Source organism: Micromonospora parathelypteridis, from assembly GCF_014201145.1.
Lineage (GTDB): Bacteria > Actinomycetota > Actinomycetes > Mycobacteriales > Micromonosporaceae > Micromonospora > Micromonospora parathelypteridis.
Genome location: NZ_JACHDP010000001.1, coordinates 3,001,179 through 3,024,853 on the forward strand (window position 1 = coordinate 3,001,179; position 23,675 = coordinate 3,024,853).

General features: G+C 67.8%; 18 protein-coding genes and 3 rRNA genes. 10 read left to right on the forward strand and 11 right to left on the reverse strand.

The window, feature by feature from the left end:
• Positions 1-15: 15 nt before the first annotated feature.
• Together HNR20_RS13360 and HNR20_RS13365 are read right to left on the reverse strand one after the other, a co-directional pair.
• On the reverse strand, positions 16-177 hold the full coding sequence (locus HNR20_RS13360; RefSeq protein WP_184179595.1) for a hypothetical protein: 162 nt from the start codon (positions 175-177) through the stop codon (positions 16-18).
• The gene (locus tag HNR20_RS13365; RefSeq protein WP_184179598.1) at positions 174-1,871 is read right to left on the reverse strand and encodes an MmpA family trehalose lipid delivery protein; all 1,698 of its coding nucleotides are present in this window, start codon (positions 1,869-1,871) and stop codon (positions 174-176) included. The genes HNR20_RS13360 and HNR20_RS13365 overlap by 4 nt, the downstream gene beginning before the upstream one ends.
• Positions 1,872-2,125: 254 nt before the next feature.
• Between HNR20_RS13365 and HNR20_RS13370 the strand changes: the two genes are divergently transcribed.
• Positions 2,126-3,382, forward strand: a complete 1,257-nt coding sequence (locus HNR20_RS13370; protein ID WP_184179600.1) for an MATE family efflux transporter — start codon at positions 2,126-2,128, stop codon at positions 3,380-3,382.
• On the opposite strand, the gene HNR20_RS13375 is transcribed toward HNR20_RS13370, so the two are convergent.
• The gene (locus HNR20_RS13375) at positions 3,375-4,112 is read right to left on the reverse strand and encodes an FkbM family methyltransferase (protein ID WP_221309798.1); all 738 of its coding nucleotides are present in this window, start codon (positions 4,110-4,112) and stop codon (positions 3,375-3,377) included. The genes HNR20_RS13370 and HNR20_RS13375 overlap by 8 nt on opposite strands.
• Positions 4,113-4,227: 115 nt before the next feature.
• Positions 4,228-5,148: an NAD(+) diphosphatase gene (nudC, locus tag HNR20_RS13380; protein ID WP_184179603.1), complete on the reverse strand. Its 921-nt coding sequence runs from the start codon at positions 5,146-5,148 to the stop codon at positions 4,228-4,230.
• A gap of 181 nt (positions 5,149-5,329) precedes the next feature.
• Between nudC and HNR20_RS13385 the strand changes: the two genes are divergently transcribed.
• On the forward strand, positions 5,330-7,147 hold the full coding sequence (locus HNR20_RS13385; protein WP_184179606.1) for a VanW family protein: 1,818 nt from the start codon (positions 5,330-5,332) through the stop codon (positions 7,145-7,147).
• A gap of 31 nt (positions 7,148-7,178) precedes the next feature.
• Here HNR20_RS13385 and HNR20_RS13390 read toward each other — a convergent pair whose 3' ends face one another.
• The 5 genes from HNR20_RS13390 to HNR20_RS13410 all read right to left on the reverse strand — a co-directional run bounded on the left by HNR20_RS13390 (position 7,179) and on the right by HNR20_RS13410 (position 14,395).
• The gene (locus HNR20_RS13390; RefSeq protein ID WP_184179609.1) at positions 7,179-7,433 is read right to left on the reverse strand and encodes a hypothetical protein; all 255 of its coding nucleotides are present in this window, start codon (positions 7,431-7,433) and stop codon (positions 7,179-7,181) included.
• Between the two features lie 178 nt (positions 7,434-7,611).
• Positions 7,612-7,728 (reverse strand): 5S ribosomal RNA (gene rrf, locus HNR20_RS13395).
• An 83-nt stretch (positions 7,729-7,811) separates the two neighbouring features.
• Positions 7,812-10,920: ribosomal RNA gene (locus HNR20_RS13400) — 23S ribosomal RNA — on the reverse strand.
• Between the two features lie 379 nt (positions 10,921-11,299).
• A 16S ribosomal RNA gene (locus tag HNR20_RS13405) occupies positions 11,300-12,814 on the reverse strand.
• The 16S, 23S and 5S rRNA genes sit together here, the layout of an rRNA operon.
• 1,326 nt (positions 12,815-14,140) lie before the next feature.
• Positions 14,141-14,395, reverse strand: a complete 255-nt coding sequence (locus tag HNR20_RS13410) for an SCO4848 family membrane protein (protein ID WP_184179611.1) — start codon at positions 14,393-14,395, stop codon at positions 14,141-14,143.
• 483 nt (positions 14,396-14,878) lie between these two features.
• Between HNR20_RS13410 and HNR20_RS13415 the strand changes: the two genes are divergently transcribed.
• From HNR20_RS13415 to HNR20_RS13445, 7 genes are all read left to right on the forward strand, one after another.
• Positions 14,879-15,337, forward strand: coding sequence for a PRC-barrel domain-containing protein (locus HNR20_RS13415; RefSeq protein ID WP_184179613.1), 459 nt, complete (start codon positions 14,879-14,881; stop codon positions 15,335-15,337).
• Between the two features lie 277 nt (positions 15,338-15,614).
• Positions 15,615-16,673: a tryptophan--tRNA ligase gene (gene trpS / locus HNR20_RS13420; protein ID WP_184179616.1), complete on the forward strand. Its 1,059-nt coding sequence runs from the start codon at positions 15,615-15,617 to the stop codon at positions 16,671-16,673.
• A gap of 40 nt (positions 16,674-16,713) precedes the next feature.
• Positions 16,714-17,043 (forward strand): SCP2 sterol-binding domain-containing protein, encoded by a 330-nt coding sequence (locus HNR20_RS13425; protein ID WP_184179619.1) that lies wholly within the window; start codon positions 16,714-16,716, stop codon positions 17,041-17,043.
• A gap of 37 nt (positions 17,044-17,080) precedes the next feature.
• Complete coding sequence (locus HNR20_RS13430; protein WP_184179622.1) at positions 17,081-18,277, forward strand: low temperature requirement protein A; 1,197 nt, start codon at positions 17,081-17,083, stop codon at positions 18,275-18,277.
• A gap of 127 nt (positions 18,278-18,404) precedes the next feature.
• Positions 18,405-18,752 (forward strand): YciI family protein, encoded by a 348-nt coding sequence (locus HNR20_RS13435; RefSeq protein ID WP_184188414.1) that lies wholly within the window; start codon positions 18,405-18,407, stop codon positions 18,750-18,752.
• 2 nt (positions 18,753-18,754) lie between these two features.
• Positions 18,755-20,008, forward strand: coding sequence for an RNA polymerase sigma factor (locus HNR20_RS13440; RefSeq protein WP_184179625.1), 1,254 nt, complete (start codon positions 18,755-18,757; stop codon positions 20,006-20,008).
• A 42-nt stretch (positions 20,009-20,050) separates the two neighbouring features.
• The gene (locus HNR20_RS13445) at positions 20,051-20,641 is read left to right on the forward strand and encodes an HAD family hydrolase (protein WP_184179628.1); all 591 of its coding nucleotides are present in this window, start codon (positions 20,051-20,053) and stop codon (positions 20,639-20,641) included.
• A gap of 3 nt (positions 20,642-20,644) precedes the next feature.
• On the opposite strand, the gene HNR20_RS13450 is transcribed toward HNR20_RS13445, so the two are convergent.
• On the reverse strand, positions 20,645-21,616 hold the full coding sequence (locus HNR20_RS13450; protein WP_221309799.1) for a quinone oxidoreductase family protein: 972 nt from the start codon (positions 21,614-21,616) through the stop codon (positions 20,645-20,647).
• A 224-nt stretch (positions 21,617-21,840) separates the two neighbouring features.
• Between HNR20_RS13450 and HNR20_RS13455 the strand changes: the two genes are divergently transcribed.
• The gene (locus HNR20_RS13455; RefSeq protein WP_229687041.1) at positions 21,841-22,536 is read left to right on the forward strand and encodes a YoaK family protein; all 696 of its coding nucleotides are present in this window, start codon (positions 21,841-21,843) and stop codon (positions 22,534-22,536) included.
• A 12-nt stretch (positions 22,537-22,548) separates the two neighbouring features.
• Here the strand turns inward: HNR20_RS13455 and HNR20_RS13460 are convergent, their stop codons facing one another.
• The gene (locus tag HNR20_RS13460; protein ID WP_184179634.1) at positions 22,549-23,628 is read right to left on the reverse strand and encodes a WxL protein peptidoglycan domain-containing protein; all 1,080 of its coding nucleotides are present in this window, start codon (positions 23,626-23,628) and stop codon (positions 22,549-22,551) included.
• Between the last annotated feature and the right edge of the window lie 47 nt (positions 23,629-23,675).

The window sequence follows — 23,675 nt, forward strand, 5'->3', positions numbered from 1 at the left end:
CTCCATGAAGGGCCGTCAGCGCTCGCCGTACACGATGATGTCCTGCTCCACGTTGGCAGGCTTGGTGTTGCTGTTGGTGATGGTGGACGTCCCGATGGAGACGGCCAGAATTCCCAGCACGGCACCCACCGCCGCGGCGACGACCGCGGTGAGGAGGGGATTGAAGGATGCCTTCATTGACGATCCCTTCGACAAAAGGTACCGGACAGTAACACGCGTCGCCGCCGTGCCGCCGGGTACGAAAGGGCGATCAACAGGGTGACCCCGAGTACCGAATACCCCACCGCCGGAACAATGCCGACAGTCCATGCTGAGCTGGAATAACCGTCACCAGACAGACGGAACAGCGTCAATGTCCCATCCCGCCGGACGAGCTCGGCGTCCGCGAATCTGCTCTCGACCTCGGCAGCATCGGGTTGATCAGTCTGGATGAGCACATACCGCACGCCGAGCCGACGCAGGGCTGGCCCCGGATCGCCGGGCACCGCGAGCGCCGCCGCCACCCGTTCGGCCACGCGGCTCTCACCCCTGATCCGGTCCTGGCCGACCAGCACGTCCTGATCCCCGATCACGGGTCGACGAAAGGCCCGGGTGGCCGGATCGAGCATTGGCGCGCCGCTGGCCCAGCGGTAGGCGCGAAACGACGACCAGGGCAGTGAGACCAGGCTGCCTCCGGTCGGATCCCGGTTCACCACCGCACGCACCGTCGACCACTCGGCCGGGTAGCGCACCGTTTCGAGTTGACCGCCGAGACCCCAGGCCAGGCTGGGCAGGAGCAGCACCGGAGCGAGCATCACCAGCGGGGCCAGCGCGCGAGCACCGGTCGTCGCCATCGACTGCACCAGCATCCCGAGCCCCACCGCCTGCAGCAGCGCGAGCGGCGCGAGCAGACGGGTGCTGTCCCGGGCGGCACCGGCCAGCGGAACGTGCTCGACCAGCGCCACCATCCACTGTGCGCCCATCGACCAGGCTGGCAGCACGGCGAGCACGGTGCCCAGCACGGCGCCGACGAGCAGCCCCCACCATGCCGCTGGCGGCCAACGACGTCGGGTCAGTCCGTACCCCCAGACCGCCGCCACGACCATCAGCAGCGCGAGCACGGCGACGGGCCACTGGTCACGCCCCACCGGAACGGCGTATCGGCTCCAGATGCCACCGAGCGTGGCGGCACTGCCGAGCACACCGAGCGGCGTGTCCGCACGGATGGCGAACGCGCTGATACCGCGCTGGTCGAGATCGATCGCGCCGCCACGGTCTGCCAGGGCCAACAGCCAGGGCGCGGTGAGACCGACCAGCGTCGCGGTGCCCGCGACGACTGCCCGCCACTGCCGGGCCAGGGCCAACGCCGGAGCGCAGGTGAACACCGCCACCAACACCATCGCGGGCCCGCCCAACACCACCGCGAGCCCACCGGCGACGGCAGAGCGCCGGCTCGGGCCAGCACCGTCAGGCGGAGGCCGCAACACCCCGAGCACCCAGGAGTACGCCCAGGGCAACGCGGCGTACCCGGCGATGACCGCCCACTGCCCGAGGTGCAGCCGCCCGTACACCCAGGGGTTCCAGACGTACCCGAGCCCGGCGGCGACCCGCGCCAACGGGTGACTGACGGGGGCCAACCGGGCGGCACCCACCGACGCGAGTGCCAGGCAACCGGCCAGGATCACCTTCTCCGCCAGGTCGGCGGTGATCAGCTGGGACAGGCCGACCGCGAGCAGTTCGCTGGGCACCGCGCGGGGCAGCTCGGAGCCGCTGCCCCAGACCATCGCGCCGAACGGCGGATCCGGCACGAACACCAGGTCGTAACGGAGGACGTAACCCCGGCGGAGCACCGGGCCGAGGATCGCGACGACCACACCGAGAGCGAGCGCCATCTCCGGCCACCAGCGACGAAGCCCGACAGCGGCCCGGCGCAACGCCGGACCGAACTCCGGTAATGGTCGGCGCACACACACCCCAAAAACCTCGACGGCAGCGGGCCCGACGTCGCACCCAGGACTCCGGACAGCACTCTAGGCACAGGGAGCGAACGGGGGGTACCTTGCCTGACGACGTCGATGAGCCGACCGCGTCGAGATCGCGAGGCTCAGCGCACAGCCGATCCCCCGGCGAACCGACATGAGGCGCCATGACAGAGACGACGGCTGGGTCCAGCCCAGGCCGGCTGGGAGCGGCCGGCGCGGCGGTGGCGGTCGCCGCGATGGTGACGAACGGGCTGGCCTACCTGCTCCCCATGCTCGGTGCCCGGCACCTGCCGGCCGAGGAACTGAGCGTGCTGGCCACCGTGCTGGCTCTCGTCGCGATCGCCGGCGTCGCGGGCGTGGGCCTGCAGATGGCGGTCGCCGTGCACCGCGCCCGCCAGCCCGGCACGCCGACCTTGCAGGTCACCCTCGTCACGGCCGCGGTCGCCACTGGCGTCGTCGTCGTGGCCACGCCGCTGATGCTGACCGCCCTCCGGCTGTCCCTGACGGTCGTGGCGTTGGTCGCCGCCACGACCTTCGCGGTCGTGCTGGCCGGCCGGTGGCTCGGGGAGCTACAGGGCGATCAGCGTTTCCTGCGACTCGCGTGGGCGATGGGAGTGTTCGCCGTCGGGCGTTACGCCGGCATGATCGTCACACTCGTCTTCGGTGCCGGCGTCGTGGACACCCTCCTCGCCGGCTTGGTGACGGCATACCTCGTCCTGCCGGTCCTGGCCTGGATCGCCCGTCCGGCCGCCACCAACAGGGGCAGCAGCATCGATGCTCCCCTGCGGATCCGGCAGGTCATGAGCGCCGGCACCGCCGCGCTGGCGATGCTCGTGGTGTCGTACGCCGACCTGATCTTCGCCCGACAACTGCTGTCACCGGCCGACTCGGGGGCGTACTCCGTGGGCACCGTGCTCACCAAGGGCGCGCTCTGGGCACCTCAGGTGATCACGGTGCTGGCCCTGCCCCGCCTGGCCGTCGGGGACAGCCGCCTACGCACCACCGTGCTCGCGATCGTCGGCGCCTGTGGTGCCGTGCTCGTCGCCGCCGCGATCCTGGCCGGTGGCTTCGCGTTCCGTCTGGCGGGCGGCCAGGACTACGCGCCGCTGGGCGAGTACGCCCCGATCTTCGCCGCCACCGGCGCGCTCTACGCGCTGGTCTTCGCAGTGGTCAACGCGAAGATCGCGGCCGGTTCGCGGTGGCCCTCCGCGCCACTCTGGGCGGCCGCCGGTGTCCTGGCCGTCCTGACGATGTTCGTCGCGCCGCGCACCTTCCAGGGGATCATGTGGTGTGCTTTCGCCACCGCCGCGTTGACCGCGCTGGTGATGGTCTTCGGGCCCTCGCTGCGGGGCACGGCACGCCGGTCCTCGTCCGCAGACTCAGCCGAGCGCCGCGCCCCTTCCGCCGAGACCGTCAGCTGACCGGGCTGGTCCCTTCCCGCTTGAACAGCACCGAGTTGACGTAGCGCGGCCGGGGGAGCACCACCCGCCGCGCGAGACTCTGATTGACCCGCGCTATCGCGCTTCGCTGGTTGCCCCGGATGTCGAAGTCGGCGAGGGGCAGCCATTCCCGCTCCGGCAGTACGTAGCCGCGATAACCCCATTCATCGAGCAGATCGATGATCGGGGCCACCGGCTGGATCCTCTCCTCGACCTCGATCAGCAGCACCGGTCCGTCCCGATGGATCGTCTCGGCCGCGCCCCGCAACGCCGACAGCTCGTGACCCTCGACATCGATCTTCATAAACCGCACGTCGTCGAGGCCGAGGCCGTCGATCGTGACCCGTGGGACGGTAACCGTCGTCGCACTGCCGTCGCCGTGCTCGAGCGACGAGGTGCCGACAGCGGGACCGTTCTTCGGCAGGAAGAGTTCGGCACTGCCCGCACGATCCGACGCCACCGCACGAACCACCCGCACATCGGGGAACGCACTCGAGATGCTCCGCGCGAGTTCCTCGTTCGGCTCGATGGCGACAACCTGGTCGGCCAGCTTGCGCATGCGCTGGGTCCACGGCCCGTACCAGGCGCCGACGTCGAGCGCCGTGCCGCCAGCGGGCATGAACTCCGCGAGGCACGCGAGCTCCGGCTCGATCCGCGGATAGACAGCGCGGAGGGCTCCCGCGACGACCCGATCGGGCAGTAGCGACGCCACGTGCGAACTCACTGCGGTCAGCAGACCGGTCGAAGACGGCATGAGCGCAAAGGGTACGGGTCAGCGGCACACCTGAACAGGTGTCCGTACTACCGAGTAGCATCAGCCCAACCGGTCAGGATGCCGAGGCCAACCAGTCCTCCAGGAGGCGGTGGTCGATCGCGTCCACCCGTCCGAGCGTGCGGCCGGAAGCCACCCGATCCCGCAGCTCTGCCCGGGTGAACCAGCGCGCCTCCAACAGTTCGTCCCCGTCGACACGTACCTCGTCGGACGTGGCGATGGCCCGGAAGCCCACCATCAGACCGGCGGGAAACGGCCACGCCTGCGACCCCTGGTAGGTCACGTCGGTGACGGTCACGCCCGCCTCCTCGGCCATCTCCCGACGGACCGCGTCCTCCAGGCTCTCGCCGACCTCGACGAACCCGGCCAGCGTCGAGTACGCGTCCTCGGGTGCGCCCGCGTGCCGGGCCAGCAGGCAGCGCCCCGGCGGGCCGGGTGCCTCGACCAACACGATGATCGCCGGTTCGATGCGAGGAAACAGGAGACGCCCGCACTCTCCGCCGGTACAGGTCCGCACGTGCCCGCCGCCGTCCGCGACGGTCGCCGCACCGCACGTCCCGCAGAATCGCTGCTGCCGGTGCCAGTGCAGCAACCCCCTGGCGTACGCCTGGACGGCCGCGTCGCCCGGCTCGAGCCGCCCGACCAGCGCCCGCACGTCGACGGACCGCGCCGCACCGGCCATTTCGGTGGCGGACTGCTCGGCGAGTGCGGACAGGTCTGCGGCGAACACGGCATCCTTCCCGTCGAGCCCCAGGAAGACCGTCTCGCCGGCAGCGGACATGACGAGAGACGCGCGCTCCGCGGTCAGCCGGACCGGGCCGTCCGCGTCGACGAGACAGCGGTCCTGCCACAGTGGCAGCACCACGGTGGTCGGCTCGGTACGCAGCGCGTTCAATCGGGTGGGATCGGTGCGCAGGGGGCCCGCCCGGTCCAGCCAACCGCCGCCATACGCCAACACCCGCTCCGCAGTGTCCACTCGGCCACCGTGCCATGTCTGTGGTCGGCCGCCGGCACCACCCCCGGACTCGGGCGACACGCCGGGCGACACGCGGTAGCAGCGCCTGGTGGCCGCAGCCCGCAAGGGGGCCGGGCATTCGTTACCGTAGGTGCCTCCGGGAGGGGGCACCTCCCGCGGCACCCTGGCGATCGAGGTTGCAGTGACGCTGTACGGCGAAAAGAGTCCACCCGCCGACGACCGGCCCACCGTGCAGGTCAGCGCGGTCACCTGGCCGGACGACGGACCGGGGCCGGTGACGTCACCTGCCGCTGGCGAGCCGGAGGCCGGCCCGCGCCGCCGCCGGATGCGGATGCTGCTCGCCACCGGCGTCACCGGTGGCGTACTCGCCGCCGTCGCGGGTGCCGGTGCGTGGGCGTACGCCGGGGACGTTCCCCGCGGCACCAGCGTGCTCGGCACCGAGCTGGGCGGCCGGAGCCGCGCGGACGCCGACCGGGAGTTGCGGGCGGAGCTGGACCGGCGGGCGGCCGCGCTGGCGGGTCCCTTGAAGGTCACCGTCGACGGGCGTAGCGCCGAGATCAACCCGGCCGACGTGGGGCTGGCCGTCGACGTGCCGGCGACCGTCGCGGCAGCGGCCGCGGCCGACGCGCACGCGGTCAGCCGGCTGGTCGGCTCCCGCACGGTCGATCCGGTGGTCACCGTCGACGTGGACCGGCTGGACGACGCCCTCCGCAAGGTGCTCGGCGACAAGGCCCAGGGCATGACGATGCCAGCGATCACCTACCAGGGCACCACGCCGAAGGTCGTGCAGCCCAAGCCGGGGCTGGCCCTGGAGCCGCAGCGCTCCGCCGAGGTGGTCCGCGCCGGCTGGTTGGCTGGCGCCCCGATCACCGTGCCCCTGGTGGAGCGCCACCCGGCGACCACCCCGGAGGAGTTGAACCAACTGGTCACCGAACTGGCGAAGCCGGCAGTCGCCGCACCGGTCACCCTGCGCACCGATAAGGGCTCGGTGAAGGTCCCGCCCGCCGCCATCGCGAAGAGCCTGCGCTTCACCGCCGACAAGACCGGCAAGTTGACCCCGTCGGTGGACGTCAAGCAGCTGCGGGCTGCGCTCGGCGATGACCTGGCCACCATCGAGGTGCCGCCGAAGAACGCCACGATGACGATCTCCGGTGGACGACCCACCACCACCGACGGGCGGCCCGGTCAGCAGCTGGATACCGCGACCCTGGGTCAAGACCTGCTGGCGGTGCTACCGAAGTCGGACGGCCGCGAGGTGACCGGCAAGCTGAAGCCGACGCCGCCGGAGCTGACTGCGGAGAAGATCTCCGGCCTGGGCATCAAGGAGCGGGTGTCCACCTTCACCACCCGTTTCACCGGGGGGATGGCCTCGTCGCGCAGCCAGAACATCGCGACCATCGCACGTCAGGTGGACGGCACTGTCGTCCTGCCCGGGAAGACCTTCTCGCTGAACGGCCACACGGGCGAGCGCGGCTACGCCCAGGGCTATCGGGACGCGCCGGTCATCCTCGGCGGCAAACTCGTACCGGGTGTCGGGGGCGGCACCTCGCAGTTCACCACCACCCTGTTCAACGCGACCTACTACGCCGGGCTGGAGGACGTCGAGCACAAGCCGCACTCGTACTGGTTCGACAGGTACCCGGCGGTCATCGAGTCGACGATCTTCTGGCCGGACCTGGACTTCAAGTTCCGCAACAACACCGAGTACGGCCTGCTCATCGACACGTCGTACACGTCGAGCACGATCACCGTGTCGATCTGGAGCACGAAGATCTACGACAGCGTGAAGACGGAGTACGGGCCGCGCCGCAACATCACCACGCCGAAGCTGATCCATCTGGAGCCCGGTCCCTCGTGCATTCCGACCAACGGCATCAACGGCTTCACCCAGGACGCCTTCCGGGTCATCAAGAAGGGCGGCACGGTGGTCAAGCGGGAGAAGTTCACCTGGCGCTATGACGCGGAGCCCCGCTACGTCTGCGGCCCCAAGCCCTCCTGAGGTCACTCCCGCTGCCGCTCCCGCTCAGCGGTCAGCGGTCAGCGCGTACGTCACCGCCGTGCCCATTGCGCCTGCCGCCCTGCGGTGGTGTTGGCATCAGCCGAGATTCCTGCACCCGGATCTCGGCCCGGTACCGGTGCGCTGCGGGATGCCACATCTCCTCGAACGGACCCATGACCTCACCACCGACACCGCGGCGACGCACACGGGACCCCAGCCACGAGAGGACGCCCAGGATCGCCGCCACGCAGCCCGCGAACACCAGAAGTATCAGGACGTCCACCACACGCCGAGCCTAGCCAGCGAAGCCCTCGCCTCGCCGATCCGATCCAAGCCGGGCGGGCCCACTCGGGGCGTGATGATCGGGTCGATTCCGCTGGCGCCGGCGCTTCGTGGCGGGGTCACACACGGCCAGGGAATGCAGAAAGGGCCACCCCGTTAGGGGTGGCCCTTTCTGAAAGATTGTCCGGCGGCGTCCTACTCTCCCACACCCTCACGAGTGCAGTACCATCGGCGCTGGAGGGCTTAGCTTCCGGGTTCGGAATGTAACCGGGCGTTTCCCCTCCGCCATGACCGCCGTAACTCTATCGACATATCAAACAACACCACCACGTGGTCTGTTGTTCGTTTATCGAGAGTTGCACAGTGGACGCGTAGCAGCTTAGTAGTCAAGTCCTCGGCCTATTAGTACCGGTCAACTGAACCCGTTACCGGGCTTACATTTCCGGCCTATCAACCCAGTCGTCTAGCTGGGGGCCTTACCCCACAAAGTGGGTGGGATACCTCATCTTGAAGCAGGCTTCCCGCTTAGATGCTTTCAGCGGTTATCCCTTCCGAACGTAGCTAACCAGCCGTGCCCTTGGCAGGACAACTGGCACACCAGAGGTTCGTCCGTCCCGGTCCTCTCGTACTAGGGACAGCCCTTCTCAAGTATCCTACGCGCACGGCGGATAGGGACCGAACTGTCTCACGACGTTCTAAACCCAGCTCGCGTACCGCTTTAATGGGCGAACAGCCCAACCCTTGGGACCTGCTACAGCCCCAGGATGCGACGAGCCGACATCGAGGTGCCAAACCATCCCGTCGATATGGACTCTTGGGGAAGATCAGCCTGTTATCCCCGGGGTACCTTTTATCCGTTGAGCGACACCGCTTCCACTCGCAAGTGCCGGATCACTAGTCCCGACTTTCGTCCCTGCTCGACCTGTCAGTCTCACAGTCAAGCTCCCTTGTGTACTTGCACTCAACACCTGATTGCCAACCAGGCTGAGGGAACCTTTGGGCGCCTCCGTTACCTTTTAGGAGGCAACCGCCCCAGTTAAACTACCCACCAGACACTGTCCCTGAACCGGATAACGGTCCGAAGTTAGATACCCAAATCAACCAGAGTGGTATTTCAAGATTGCCTCCACCCATACTGGCGTATGGACTTCACCGGCTCCCACCTATCCTACACAAGCTAATTCGAGTACCAATGTCAAGCTATAGTAAAGGTCCCGGGGTCTTTCCGTCCTGCCGCGCGTAACGAGCATCTTTACTCGTACTGCAATTTCGCCGGGCCTGTGGTTGAGACAGTGGGGAAGTCGTTACGCCATTCGTGCAGGTCGGAACTTACCCGACAAGGAATTTCGCTACCTTAGGATGGTTATAGTTACCACCGCCGTTTACTGGCGCTTAAGTTCTCCGCTTCGCCCCGAAGAGCTAACAGGTCCCCTTAACGTTCCAGCACCGGGCAGGCGTCAGTCCATATACATCGAATTACTTCTTCGCATGGACCTGTGTTTTTAGTAAACAGTCGCTTCCCCCTGCTCTCTGCGGCCATACAACGCTCCACCCGCGCGGGGCTTCACGTCTCCGGCCCCCCTTCTCCCTAAGTTACGGGGGCAATTTGCCGAGTTCCTTAACCACAGTTCGCCCGATCGCCTCGGTATTCTCTACCTGACCACCTGTGTCGGTTTGGGGTACGGGCCGCTAAGAACTCGCTAGAGGCTTTTCTCGGCAGCATAGGATCACTGACTTCACCTGAATCGGCTCGGCATCACGTCTCAGCCTATATGTGTTGCGGATTTGCCTACAACACGGCCTACACGCTTACCCCGGCACAACCACCGGCCGGGCTCAGCTACCTTCCTGCGTCACCCCATCGCTTGACTACTACCCATCAGGTTCCCACGCTCCCCCTCCTCAACCCGAAGGTCTCGGAAGGTTTGGGTGGTTAGCACAACGAGGTTCATCAGGGACGCTCTTTCGCGGGTACGGGAATATCAACCCGTTGTCCATCGACTACGCCTCTCGGCCTCGCCTTAGGTCCCGACTCACCCAGGGCGGATTAGCCTGGCCCTGGAACCCTTGGTCATCCGGCGGAAGGGTTTCTCACCCTTCTTTCGCTACTCATGCCTGCATTCTCACTCGTGCCGCGTCCACAACTGGGTCACCCCGCTGCTTCACTCGCGGCACGACGCTCCCCTACCCATCCACACACCTGCACAAGGAATCAAGTCCAAGCGAGGATAAAATGTGAATGCCACAGCTTCGGCGGTGTGCTTGAGCCCCGCTACATTGTCGGCGCGGAACCACTTGACCAGTGAGCTATTACGCACTCTTTAAAGGGTGGCTGCTTCTAAGCCAACCTCCTGGTTGTCTATGCGACCCCACATCCTTTTCCACTTAGCACACGCTTAGGGGCCTTAGCTGGTGATCTGGGCTGTTTCCCTCTCGACTACGAAGCTTATCCCCCGCAGTCTCACTGCCGCGCTCTCACTTACCGGCATTCGGAGTTTGGCTGATTTCGGTAAGCTTGTGGGCCCCCTAGACCATCCAGTGCTCTACCTCCGGCAAGAAACACGCGACGCTGCACCTAAATGCATTTCGGGGAGAACCAGCTATCACGGAGTTTGATTGGCCTTTCACCCCTAACCACAGGTCATCCCCCAATTTTTCAACATTGGTGGGTTCGGCCCTCCACGCGGTCTTACCCGCGCTTCAGCCTGCCCATGGCTAGATCACTCCGCTTCGGGTCTAGGACACGCGACTGAATCGCCCTATTCAGACTCGCTTTCGCTACGGCTCCCCCACACGGGTTAACCTCGCCACATGCCACTAACTCGCAGGCTCATTCTTCAAAAGGCACGCCGTCACCCCGCAAGGCTCCGACGGATTGTAGGCGAACGGTTTCAGGTACTATTTCACTCCCCTCCCGGGGTACTTTTCACCATTCCCTCACGGTACTTGTCCGCTATCGGTCACCAGGAAGTATTTAGGCTTACCAGGTGGTCCTGGCAGATTCACGGCAGATTTCAGGGGTCCGCCGCTACTCGGGAACACCCACAGAAGGTCAGCAACTTTCACCTACCGGACTTTCACCGTCTACGGTCAGCCATTCCAGACTGTTCGACTAGCCACTAACTTTGTAACTTCTCGAACAAGTGTCAGCTTGTTCAGCAGGGTCCCACAACCCCAACCACGCAACCCCTGACAGGTATCACACGCAGCCGGTTTAGCCTCGATCCGCTTTCGCTCGCCACTACTCACGGAATCACTAAATTGTTTTCTCTTCCTGCGGGTACTGAGATGTTTCACTTCCCCGCGTTCCCTCCACACACCCTATGTGTTCAGGTGTGGGTGACACCACATGACTGGTGCCAGGTTTCCCCATTCGGACACCCTGGGATCACAGCTTGGTTGACAGCTCCCCCAGGCCTATCGCGGCCTCCCACGTCCTTCATCGGCTCCTGGTGCCAAGGCATTCACCGTTCGCCCTTGACAACTTGACCACAAAGATGCTCGCGTCCACTGTGCAATTCTCAACAAACGACCAACCCACAACCCGATCCGCCCCACACCAAACCCGACAACCGCCGGCGGTATGTGGGGCCAGGCCATGCCTGGCAACCTCGTGAAGCGTTCACGCTCCACTCAAGGCTCTGAAACAACAACCCAAGGGTTGTTCTTTCAGGACCCAACAGGGTGCTTACATTCCTTCTCAGCCGCACCGGAAGCAACCGTTCCCACCACTCCGAAGAGTGGCTGTACTAGGCGATCCCGGCCGTTGCCGAGGAAAAACTTGCCAGTGTCTCCGCCATCTGAGCACCCCGACCCAACATTCGTGGGCCGCGGGCTCCTTGCACCCTTTCAGGTGAAGGTGCTCCTTAGAAAGGAGGTGATCCAGCCGCACCTTCCGGTACGGCTACCTTGTTACGACTTCGTCCCAATCGCCAGCCCCACCTTCGACGGCTCCCTCCACAAGGGTTGGGCCACCGGCTTCGGGTGTTGCCGACTTTCGTGACGTGACGGGCGGTGTGTACAAGGCCCGGGAACGTATTCACCGCAGCGTTGCTGATCTGCGATTACTAGCGACTCCGACTTCACGGGGTCGAGTTGCAGACCCCGATCCGAACTGAGACCGGCTTTTTGGGATTCGCTCCACCTCACGGTATCGCAGCCCATTGTACCGGCCATTGTAGCATGCGTGAAGCCCTGGACATAAGGGGCATGATGACTTGACGTCATCCCCACCTTCCTCCGAGTTGACCCCGGCAGTCTTCGATGAGTCCCCGCCATAACGCGCTGGCAACATCGAACGAGGGTTGCGCTCGTTGCGGGACTTAACCCAACATCTCACGACACGAGCTGACGACAGCCATGCACCACCTGTGACCGCCCCCGAAGGACCTCACATCTCTGCGAGTTTTGCGGCCATGTCAAACCCAGGTAAGGTTCTTCGCGTTGCATCGAATTAATCCGCATGCTCCGCCGCTTGTGCGGGCCCCCGTCAATTCCTTTGAGTTTTAGCCTTGCGGCCGTACTCCCCAGGCGGGGCGCTTAATGCGTTAGCTGCGGCACAGGGAACCGGAGAGGCCCCCCACACCTAGCGCCCAACGTTTACAGCGTGGACTACCAGGGTATCTAATCCTGTTCGCTCCCCACGCTTTCGCTCCTCAGCGTCAGTATCGGCCCAGAGACCCGCCTTCGCCACCGGTGTTCCTCCTGATATCTGCGCATTTCACCGCTACACCAGGAATTCCAGTCTCCCCTACCGAACTCTAGCCTGCCCGTATCGACCGCAGGCTTGGGGTTGAGCCCCAAGTTTTCACGGTCGACGCGACAAGCCGCCTACGAGCTCTTTACGCCCAATAAATCCGGACAACGCTCGCACCCTACGTCTTACCGCGGCTGCTGGCACGTAGTTGGCCGGTGCTTCTTCTGCAGGTACCGTCACTCTCGCTTCGTCCCTGCTGAAAGAGGTTTACAACCCGAAGGCCGTCATCCCTCACGCGGCGTCGCTGCATCAGGCTTCCGCCCATTGTGCAATATTCCCCACTGCTGCCTCCCGTAGGAGTCTGGGCCGTGTCTCAGTCCCAGTGTGGCCGGTCGCCCTCTCAGGCCGGCTACCCGTCGTCGCCTTGGTAGGCCATCACCCCACCAACAAGCTGATAGGCCGCGAGCCCATCCCAAGCCGAAAAACTTTCCACCCCCAGCCATGCGGCCGAAGGTCCTATTCGGTATTAGCCCCGGTTTCCCGGGGTTATCCCAAAGCTTGGGGCAGGTTGCTCACGTGTTACTCACCCGTTCGCCGCTCGAGTACCCCGAAGGGCCTTTCCGCTCGACTTGCATGTGTTAAGCACGCCGCCAGCGTTCGTCCTGAGCCAGGATCAAACTCTCCAACAAAAAATTAGTTGAACAGCATCCTGACAACAAACAAATGTTGCCAAAGGAATCCCAACCAGCCAGCAAAAACTGACCAGTCCGGGGTATAAATCATAATTGGCACTGGCTTTACAAGCACCCTGTTGAGTTCTCAAAGAACAACCACACACCAAACCAAAGCCCCACACTCAGTGGAACCCCGATCCGGGGCTTTTCCGTTCTGCGTGCCCCCCGCTCTCGCGCCGGGCACTTTTACTACGTTACCTTACCGTCTCGGCCGTGTCAAACCGTGTGTCCCGGTCTGTCATGCTTCGTGCGGCTTGGCACCGGCGCACTCACTCAGCGGCGAAGCCGCTGTGTCAGGTCGTCGGATTTGGCAGGCCGGCCGCTGCGGTGTCCCGCAGTCGCGCCCGGTGCCCTGCCGGTCGTGAACCTTACCCGGTCGGCTTCGCTGCACCAAATCCGCCTCGCGGCCGATTCGGCGAGCCCCGCCCGGACCGTGTCTGGCAGGAGCGAACCCTGTCTGACCCGGCTGCCCGCCCGTTCCGGTGCCCCAGGACTTTCGTCCCGTTTGCCCCGTTCCGCGCTGGCAGAGAGAAAGTTACGCGTCCGCGGGTTTGATCGTCAAATCCGCAGGACGCGTCCCGCGTCACACTCGCGGTCCACAGCGGTTTCCCCAGGTCAGACCGATCCCGGACCAACCATCGCAGCGGACGGCCCCATCACCAATGAGAGTCAGCGGCCAAATCGCGACCGTCCAAGCGGGCTGATCGACTCCACTTCGGCGATGTGGCGGTAACCCGGAGGGTGCGACACCGCCATGTCGCCGACCTGGTGTCGATCAACCCCGCACCGCCCACCCAGGCAGGGGACCAACAGACCGCCAGACCAGCCATCGGAGTCGCGGCGCCATCAGGGCAAGGGTCGGCGGCGCCATCAGGGCGAGGGTCGGCGGCCAGGTCATGCCTGTCCAAGCCGGCTGATCCACTCCACTTCGGCGATGTGGGGGTAACACGGCGGTGCGATACCCCCACATCGCCGACCTGGTGTCGATCAACCCCGCACCGCCCGCACAAGCAGCCGGATCAGCGAACCCGGCGGAGGCAGACCGGCGGACCGGGCGGGACGGACCGGCCGGACCGGCGGACCGGACCGGGCGACCGGCGGACGGCGGACGGCGGACGGCACGACTCATCCCGCAGACAAGCCCGGTCGCGAGACGCCCGCGGCCAAAGCTGCCCGCACCCGGAATTCCACGGCCGGTCCCGTGCTGTCCGAATCCCACTTCCGCCCGTGATGGCCGAGTTCCACGGAAGGCCCCGGTGTGACTTCTGGTCGGGCGGGGGGTCAGGACGCCTGCCGCCGGCGGGCGGCAACCCAGGCCCGGATACCGAGGACCCCGACGGTGGTACCGATGGCCAGGGACGCGGCGATCAGCAGCGCGTGCACCCATAAGAAGCTGGTGGCGGCACCGTCCGCCACCGTGCCGGAGGCCCAGGACCGCGGGTCCTGCCAGATGGCGACCGCGAACCTCGGCCAGATCACCCAGGTCCAGATCCCGACTCCGACCAGGAAGACAGACCATCCTCGCGAAAGCACCATGGCAGCCGAGTATGCCAGCGCGCCCGTTCGCCAGAGCGGGTTGCCGACGCGCGACCCCCTGGCTCACCAGGCCCGACGGCACACCAACCACCCGGCCAGCAAGCCCGGCGCGCACACCAACCCCCCAGCATCAGAGGCTGGTCAAGCACGAGAAACCAACCCGGCCACCAGGCCCGACGCGGAGGCGAACCCGCCGTTCACCAGCGGCCGGTCAAGCACGCGAACCAGTACGCCACCAGGCACGACGCGGGGCAAGCCCGCCGTTCACCAGCGGCCGGTCAAGCACACGAACCAGTACGCCACCAGGCACGACGCGGGGCAAGCCCGCCGTTCACCAACGGCCGGTCAACAACATGAACCGATGGTCGGGGCCCGGGCCGGAGCTTCGGCACCGGAGCTGATCTGTATCGATCTGTTTCCGGCGCCAGCGGGGTGGGCACTGCGAGACAGGACAGCTGAGGACCGTCCCCCCGGAGGTGCCCCATGCAACCCTCGATGTTCAATCCCTGGGCTTGGCGTGACCCGTCCGCCCTCGCTGGTGGGTACACACAGGCGACGCCGCCGGATGGCCCGGACGGCGGCCACGACGCCCCGGACGCCCCCGGCCCCGGCACGCCGATTGACCTGGTGGGCTATCACGTGCAGGCGAACGACGGGCGCATCGGCACCATCGACGAGGCGAGCAACGAGGCGGATGCCGAGTACGTGGTCGTGGACACCGGGCCGTGGATCTTCGGCCAGAAGGTGTTGCTGCCGGCCGGCACGGTGGCTCACGTGGATCACCAGGAACGCGTCGTGCACGTCGACCGCACTCGGCAGGAGATCAAGGACGCGCCGCCGTTCGATGCGGAGTCAGCCGACCCGGAGTACCGGGAGCGCGTGGGCAACTACTACGCCGACAAGTACCTGCCGCCTCCGGGAGCCATTCCGCGGGTAATGTGAGGCCGTGGTCCGGGTAGGCATCTGCACATCGGAGGCGGTCGACATGCTTGTCGACCGCCCGCTCGGTGCGCCGCTTGGGTCCCCGACCAGCTCCGGCGATGGCGATGGCCGTGAGCAACTTCTGAGCGTCCTCCGTGCCGGTGGTCTGCGGTACCGCGCCGGCGCGCGATGGCGGACGGCTCGCTGAGCCGATCCCGCTGACCGAGAGGGCTGAATCCGCCCTGCTCGGCGCGCGCCCACGCGTTGCCCAACCTTCCCGCACGAAAGGCACATCGCCATGTCCGTCGCACGAATGCTCACCGGCGACCGGCCGACCGGTCGCCTGCACCTCGGTCACTACGTCGGCAGCATCGCCAACCGGGTGCGACTGCACCGGAGCTACGAGAGCTTCTTCATCATCGCCGACCTGCACATGCTCACCACCCGCAACCGCCGCGAGGACATCGACCAGGTCTCCGGCAACGCCCGCGAGATGGTGACCGACATCCTCGCCGCCGGCGTCGATCCGGAACGGGCGACCTTCTACCTGCAGTCGGCCATCCCCGAGGTCGGGGACCTCAACACCCTCCTACAGAACCTGGTGACCGTTCCCCGGCTGGAGCGGGTGCCGTCGCTCAAGGACATGGCCCGGGACGCCGGCAAGGAGGAGATGCCGTACGGGCTGCTGGGTTACCCGGTGCTCCAGGCCGCGGACATCCTCTGCGTCAAGGGGGAGGTGGTCCCGGTCGGGCGGGACAACGCCGCACACGTCGAGGTGACCCGGGAGATCGCCCGGCGGTTCAATCACCTGTACGGCCCGGTCTTCCCGGTTCCCGAGCTGATCCCGGCTGACACGCCGAGCCTGGTGGGCACCGACGGCGCGGCCAAGATGAGCAAGAGCCGCGGCAACACGATCGCTCTCTCCGACGATGCGGCCACGGTGCGTCGCAAGGTGCTCGGCATGTACACCGATCCGAACCGGGTGCGGGCCGATGTGCCGGGCACGGTGGAGGGCAACCCGGTCTTCGCGTACCACGAGGTGTTCAATCCGGACCGCGATGAGGTGGCCGACCTGGCCGGGCGTTACCGGGCCGGGCGGGTCGGTGACGTGGAGGTCAAGGAGCGGCTGGTCGTCGCGCTGGAGGGGTTCCTGGCGCCGATCCGGGAGCGCCGGGCCGAGATCGAAGCCGACCGGGGGTTCGTCGACCGGCTGATCGTCGAGGGCACTGAACGGACCCGCCAGGAGGTACGCCAGACCATGGTCGAGGTGCGGCGGGCGATGGGGTTGACCGGCGCGTACCAGCAGGTGCGGCGGCGGGCCGAGCGAAGCCGGCGCCGGACGGACGCCTCGGCCTGAGGCCGGGCGTCCGGTCGACGACGTGACGCCGGGTCAGCGGATGCGGACGTCCGCCAGGTCCAGCGTGATCGGCGTCCAGGAGAGGTCCGGAGTGCGGTCCTCCTGGCGGATGTGGATCCGGCGTCGCGTCGGTGCCGACGCGTTCGAGGTCGAGGTGGGTCCGAGCGGGATCAGCGTGGCCCGTGGCCGGACGGGCGAGGTCGATGCCACGGTCACCGGCACGGTGGCCGCTCTGCGGGCGGTGATGTTCGACGGCACGCCGCTGCGATCGGCTGTCTCGGCCGGGGAGATCGAGGTGCACGGCGACCTCGGGGAGGCCGAGCAGTTCTTCCGGCTCTTTTCGGCACCGCCGGGCGGGGGGACCCCATGAGCCCGACAGGCCCTCGATTGAGGCGCAGAATGCGAGGATGAAGGGGATTTTCGGCGTTCGTCCGGTTCCGCCTGCGGAGGCGCACCGGACCACGATGTTCGAGATCTTCTTCGACCTGGTCTTCGTCTTCGCGCTCACCCGGGTCATCACGTTCATGGCGGGGTCGCCGAGCGCGCTCACCCTGGCCCAGGGGTTGCTCCTCCTGCTACTGCTGCTCTACTCCTGGTCGCCGTACATCTGGGTGGGGAACCTGGTCCGCGCGGACGTCGGCCTGGTCCGCGCGGCCACCCTGGTCGCGATGGCGGCGATCTTCGTGGCCGCACTGGTGCTGCCGGGCGCGTGGCAGCAGAGTCCGGAGCTCTTCGACGCGCCGCTCACCCTCGCCCTCGCCTACGTGGTCGGTCGGGCCGTGCAGCTCGTGATCCTGTTCTGGGCGAGCGCGACGGACCCCGCACTGCGCTCGACGCTGCGGTTCTTCACCGTGCCGGTGATGCTGGGTTGGATCCCGCTGATCATCGGCGCGCTGCTCGGCGGCGCAGCCCAGACGGCGCTCTGGACGGTCGCGTTTCTGCTGAATGTCGGCGGCGCCCGGATCGCATCCACCTTCCGGCCGTGGCAACTGCGCAGTGTGGACCACTTCACCGAGCGGTTCGGCCTGGTGCTCATCATCGCGCTGGGCGAGTCGCTGATCTCTGCCGGCGCAGGACCAAGGACGATGGCGCCCGTCGGCGCCGCCGTGCTGGCCGCGCTGCTCGGCCTCACCAGCACGGTCTGCCTGTGGTGGCTCTACTTCGATCGACTGGCGCCCGCCGCACGGCGGGCCGTCAGCGACGTGCCGGATGAGCGGCGGGCCCACGTGGCAGGCGATGCGTACGGCCTCGGGCACTCCACCCTGATCATCGGCGCGATCTACGTCGCGCTCGGTATCGAAGAGGTGATCGGCCAGCTCACCGAGGAGTCACCCCATCCCCACGGCCTGGGCTGGGAAGCTGCCACCGCGCTCTACGGCGGCGCCGCCCTCTACCTGCTCAGCAGGTTGGTCTTTCGCCGGCTGACCATCCGCTCGGTGCACCCGACGCAGGTCGTCGCCGCACTGCTGCCGCTGCCCCTGCTGCCGATCGGCCGGTCCCTGCTCCCGTTGGCGGCGCTCGCCCTGCTGACCGTCTTCCTGATCGGGGTGACCTGGTTCGAGCGGCGAGTGGACCGGCGCGACGAGCACACCGCGACGGCGTAGGCGCTTCTCCCGTGGCCCCGGGCGTGACGACAGAAAATCCGGACGCCGTGTCGATATCCCCGGCCTCCGATCGTCGTCATGCTGTACGGCGACCCGCCGCACCGAGAGGAGCCGAAACGTGAAGTACATGCTGCTGTTCATGAGCCCGACGACGGAGTGGGACACAACCGTGGACGGATGCTCTTTCGAGGACTGGATCCGCTACGACCGGGAGATGAAGGATGCCGGGATCTGGGTCTCCGGGTATCCGTTGCAGGACCTGACCACCTGTACGACGGTGCAGGTGGGCCCGGACGGCGACCGCACGATCACCGACGGGCCGTTCGCCGAGACCCGCGAGGTGCTCGGCGGGTACGACATCATCGACGTGCCGGACCTCGACGCCGCGATGGAATGGGCGGCCCGCAGCCCCGGAGCGCTTGGCGGTGGGTCGGTGCAGGTGCGCCCGGTCGCCGAGATCGAGGTCGAGGTCTGACCGTGGCGGGTCAAGAGGCGGCAGTCGGGTCGGTGGAGGCGGTGTTCCGCGAGGAACACGGCCGACTGCTCGCCTCACTCGTGCACCGCTTCGGCGACCTCGACCTGGCCGAGGAGGTGGCCTCCGAGGCAATCGAGGCGGCGCTGCTGCACTGGCCGACCGACGGCGTTCCGAGCCGGCCGGGCGCCTGGTTGCTTACCACGGCCCGCCGCCGCGCCGTCGACCGGCTGCGCCGCGACCGGGTGCTGGCGACGAGGCTCGCCGTTCTCCAGGCGGAGGCCGAGCGGGCCGACCCGGCCCCGCCCGCCGACGCGGACCGTGACCTGCCCGACGACCGACTCGCGCTCTTCTTCACCTGCGCACATCCCGCCCTGGCCGCGCAGGATCGCGGAGCGCTCACCCTGCGATTCCTCGCCGGCCTCACCACGACCGAGGTCGCGCGGGCCTTCCTGGTGCCGCCCGCGACCATGGCCCAGCGACTCGTCCGGGCCAAGCGGAAGATCCGCGACGCCCGCATCCCGTTCCGGGTGCCGGGCGGAGACGAGTTGCCCGATCGCCTGCCCACCGTGCTCCAGGCCGTCTATTCGGTCTTCACCGAGGGGTACGCCGCCAGCTCCGGCCCTGATCTCCAGCGGATCGACCTCGCCGAGGAGGCCATCCGGCTGGCCCGGATCCTGCGCCGGCTGCTGCCCGCCGAACGGGAGGTCGCCGGTCTGCTCGGGTTGCTGCTGCTGGTGCATGCTCGGCGGAACGCTCGTACCGGGCCGGACGGCGCGATGGTCCTCCTCGACGACCAGGACCGCGGACGCTGGGACCACCCGATGATCGACGAGGGGCGCGCACTGGTGGTCATCGCGCTGACCGGCCCGAGACCCGGGCCGTACGGGGTGCAGGCCGCCATCGCCGCCCTGCACGACGAGGCCGCCGACGTGACCAGCACCGACTGGCCCCAGGTGGTGGCGCTCTACGACGTGCTGCTCGGCATGGTCCCGTCACCGGTCGTGGCGCTGAACCGGGCCGCCGCCGTGGCCATGCGGGATGGGCCGGACGCGGGGCTCGCCCTGCTGGACGAGTTGGCCGACGATCCGCGTCTGCGTGGGTACCACCTGTATCCAGCCACCCGGGCCGACCTGCTGCGCCGGCTCGGCCGGTACGACGAGGCCGCGGCGGCGTACCGCAGCGCGTTGGCGCTGGTCGGGACCGAGCCGGAACGGGCACACCTGCTGCGCAGGCTGGCGTCCGTCACCGCCGACTGAGCGGCTCGGCCGGTCGCCGCCGGCCCGCTGTACCCTGCTCGGGTGAGTCTGCCCCTGCCGTCCGGTGAGTTCGCGGCGTACCTGTTCGACTGCGACGGCACCATCGTCGACTCGATGCCGCTGCACTACGTGGCCTGGCAGCGGGCCCTGGACGAGTGGGGCTGCGAGTTCCCCGAGGATCTCTTCTACGCGTGGGGTGGGCGACCGACCGCGGACATCGTCGTCTCCCTGAACGAGCAGCACGGCCTGGCCATGCCGGTGGCGACCGTCGTCGAGCGCCGGGAGAGCTACTACCAGGAGTCGCTGCCGCAACTCGCCGCCGTGCCGGACGTGCTGGCGCACATCCACGACGCGCACCGACGGGTCCCGTTCGCCGTCGTCTCCGGCAGCACGCGGGCCTCGGTCACCGCCTCCCTCGACGCGCTCGGTCTGCTGGACCGGTTCGACGTGCTGGTCTGCGCTGACGACTACACCCGCGCGAAGCCCGACCCGGAGGCGTACCTGCTCGCGGCGCAGCACCTCGGCGTACCCCCGGGGGCCTGCCTGGTCTTCGAGGACACCGACCTGGGCATCCAGTCCGCGACCGCGGCCGGCATGGCATCGGTACGCGTGCCGCAACCGCGCTCGCGCTGAGTCTCAGCCGACGGTCAGCAGCAACTTGCCCGCGTAGGACGTCTGCAGGCGCTTGTGCGCCTCCCGCACCTTGCCGAGCGGGAACTTCTCCGCGACGTGCACCACGAACGGGCCCGCCTCGATGAGTTCGTTGAGGCGCTGCAACTGTCGAGGGTTCGCCACGCCGTCGTACGCCCGGACCACGACGCCCGGCCGCTCGCTCGGCTCGGGCCGCACACCGTGGGCGTACGCGACAACTCCGCCGTCGACCAGCGCCTCGGTGAGCCGGTCCAACGTCTTGCCGCTGGCCATCGCCAGGATGGCGGCCACTCCGGCCGGTGCCGCGTCCTTGATCCGTGCGAGCACGTCGGTCAGGTCGCCGTGGCCGTCGAGGGACACGTCGGCACCGAGGCGGGTCACCAACGCGACGCCGTCCGCGCCGGAGGCGACGGCGATCACGTTCAGCCCCTGCCGCTTGGCCAACTGCACGGCCAGGTGGCCCTGACCGCCGCTCGCCCCGAAGATCAGCAACCAGTCGCCGGCCGACAGGCTGACGGTGTCGAGCCCGGCCAACGCGGTCAGCGCGTCGGTCGACATGGCGCCCGCGTGCTCCGCCGGTACGCCGTCGGGCAGCTTCGCCACGAACTGCGCCTTGACGGCCGCGTACTCGGCGTAGAAGCCGCCCTTCGGTCGGGCGGTGGCGGAGGCGTAGACAAGGTCACCCACCACGAGGTCGGTCACCTTGCGGCCGGCCGCGGTGACGGTTCCGGCGCCGTCGGAGCCGGGCACGATCGGGAGGGCTGAGCCCTCCGGCACCAGCACACCCTGCCGCTCGTACGCGTCCCACACTCCCACGCCGGCGCTCAAAACCTTGATCAGGACCTCGTCGTCAGCGACCTGCGGGATCGGCAGCTTCCGCAAAGTGATCACCTCCGGGCCACCGAACTCGTCGAAGGCCGCGGCCTGCATCCGCTCTGGCACATCCCCGTCAACCATGTGGATTCCCCTCCCGTGCCGGCGTCACCGTCGCAGCATGCCGGCTCGGGGACAGGCGCGGTCCGGAGCCGAGTGCCGTTCACCCACAAGGGCGACCGCCACCGCTCGGTGCGCCCCGCGGGGGCGTAGCCGGTGCCAGCACGGGAATGGGTGCCACCCGGAGTCAGGTGGCTCCGGGCGATCGCGGCGGTCACGCCGCCAGCGGGGACCGACGGGAGGGCACCGTGCACGCTCCCTCGACACGGGCCACGGCCTGGCTCCTGGTGGCGCTGGCCGCGGCCTCCGGCTGCATCGACGTGATCTGCCTGACCAAGCTCAACGCGTACTTCGCCAGCGTGATCACCGGCAACCTGGTGCACTTCGGCCACGCGATCGCCACTGCCGACGCCCGATCGCTCGCGGGGGCGGTGGTGGCGGTTGGTGGGTACGCCGTCGGGGTGGCCGCCGCCACGGTGCCGTTGCGCCACACCCCGCCGGGCTGGAACGTCCGTACCGCGGTGGTGACGTCTGCCGAGGCGGTGCTGCTGCTCGGGTTCACGGTCGGCTGGTTGGCCTGCTCGGCACGTCCCGGGTACGGCTTCGGGCTCGTGCTGCTCGGGATGGCGGCCGTGGCGAGCGGCATTCAGAGCGTGATCACCGTTGGCGCCGGCGTCCGGGGTGCGTCGACCACCTATCTGACTGGCTCACTGACCGAGCTGGTTCGGCGTCGCGTCGTCGACCCGCACCGATTCGCCGACGTGGGTGGTGTCGGCCGGCTGGCGGGGCTGGTGGTCGGCGCCGTGCTCGGCACGGTCGTGCTGCGCACGGCTCCGACCTGGGCATCCGTGCCGGCGGCGGTGTTGGTGATCGCCGTGATCGTGGTCGCTGTCGGCCTGACCCGTCGTGCGGCGACTGCGGCCGGCCGCAACCAGCGGCGCTGACCGGCCCCGCGATCAGGACGTCCGCGGCTCCTGACCACGCAGCGCCTGCTCGACGGCGTCGCGGACGCGGGCGTCCTCGCGCGCCTTGCGCTGCGTCCGGTTGCGGCGCCGGTACAGGAACACCCCGACGAGCGCGGCGATCAGCACGACGAGCACCAGCACGAACGTCCACGGCAGGGCCCAGCCGTGCGCGGTGACCTGGACCGCCTTGAGCGGGGTGGTGGAGCCCGAGGCGTCGTTGAGCAGGGGTGTGAGGGTCGCGGTCGCGGCCAGCGAGACGACGGGAGCCACACCGTGTACGGGTACCGTCACGTTCCAGCTCTCACCCGGCAGCAGTTCCGGCGGCGCGGCGATGTCCTTGGCGCGCACCCGCAGCAGACCGAACGGACCCGAGACCGACACCGCCTGCTGCCCGGACAGGGCGGCGTTGCCGACGTTGTGGATCGTGTACGTGATGGTGGCGTCACCCTTGCTGAACGGGTTGGACGGGCCGGAGTACTTCACGTGGAGGTTCTCGATCGCGAGGTTCGGCTTCAGGTCGCCGCCAACCCGCATCTTGATCCGGATACCGAGGCGCCGGTCGACGTTGATGCCCTCGGCCTGGTCGGCCTGGGTCAACGTGGTGAGAATGCCGCCGACGTAGTCGCCGGGCGTGGCGTTGTCCGGGACGCTGACCTTGAAGGGGACCTGCGCGGTCTTGCCGGGCTGGACCACGACACTGCCGGCATTCGGCTTCGCCCAGGCGCCGATCGCGACGGACTTCTTGTCCTTGGCGAGGAGGTCGAGTTGGCCCGCGTCGGTGGTGAAGCCGTCGGCGGCGTACACGGACAGGGTCAGCGGCGCCGTGCCGCGGTTGGCCACGACCATGGCGTCCTCGACGGAGCCACCGGGATTGACGTTGTAGCTGTAACTGGACCGAGCTTCGCCGTAGCTGTTGGAGGCCGTCCGGACCGTCCAGGCGACGTTGCCGTCTGCCGCCTGGGCAGGGCCGGCACCGACGCCGGCGGCCGCGACGGCGGCGAGCAGGGACAGGGCGGTCGTACGAAGGAGTACGGCGGTCTTGGTCTTCCAGCGCGTCACGGACGGTTGCATTTCGGTTCCTTGAGGTGATCTTGGGAGGCTTGCAAATGGGTGGCGGG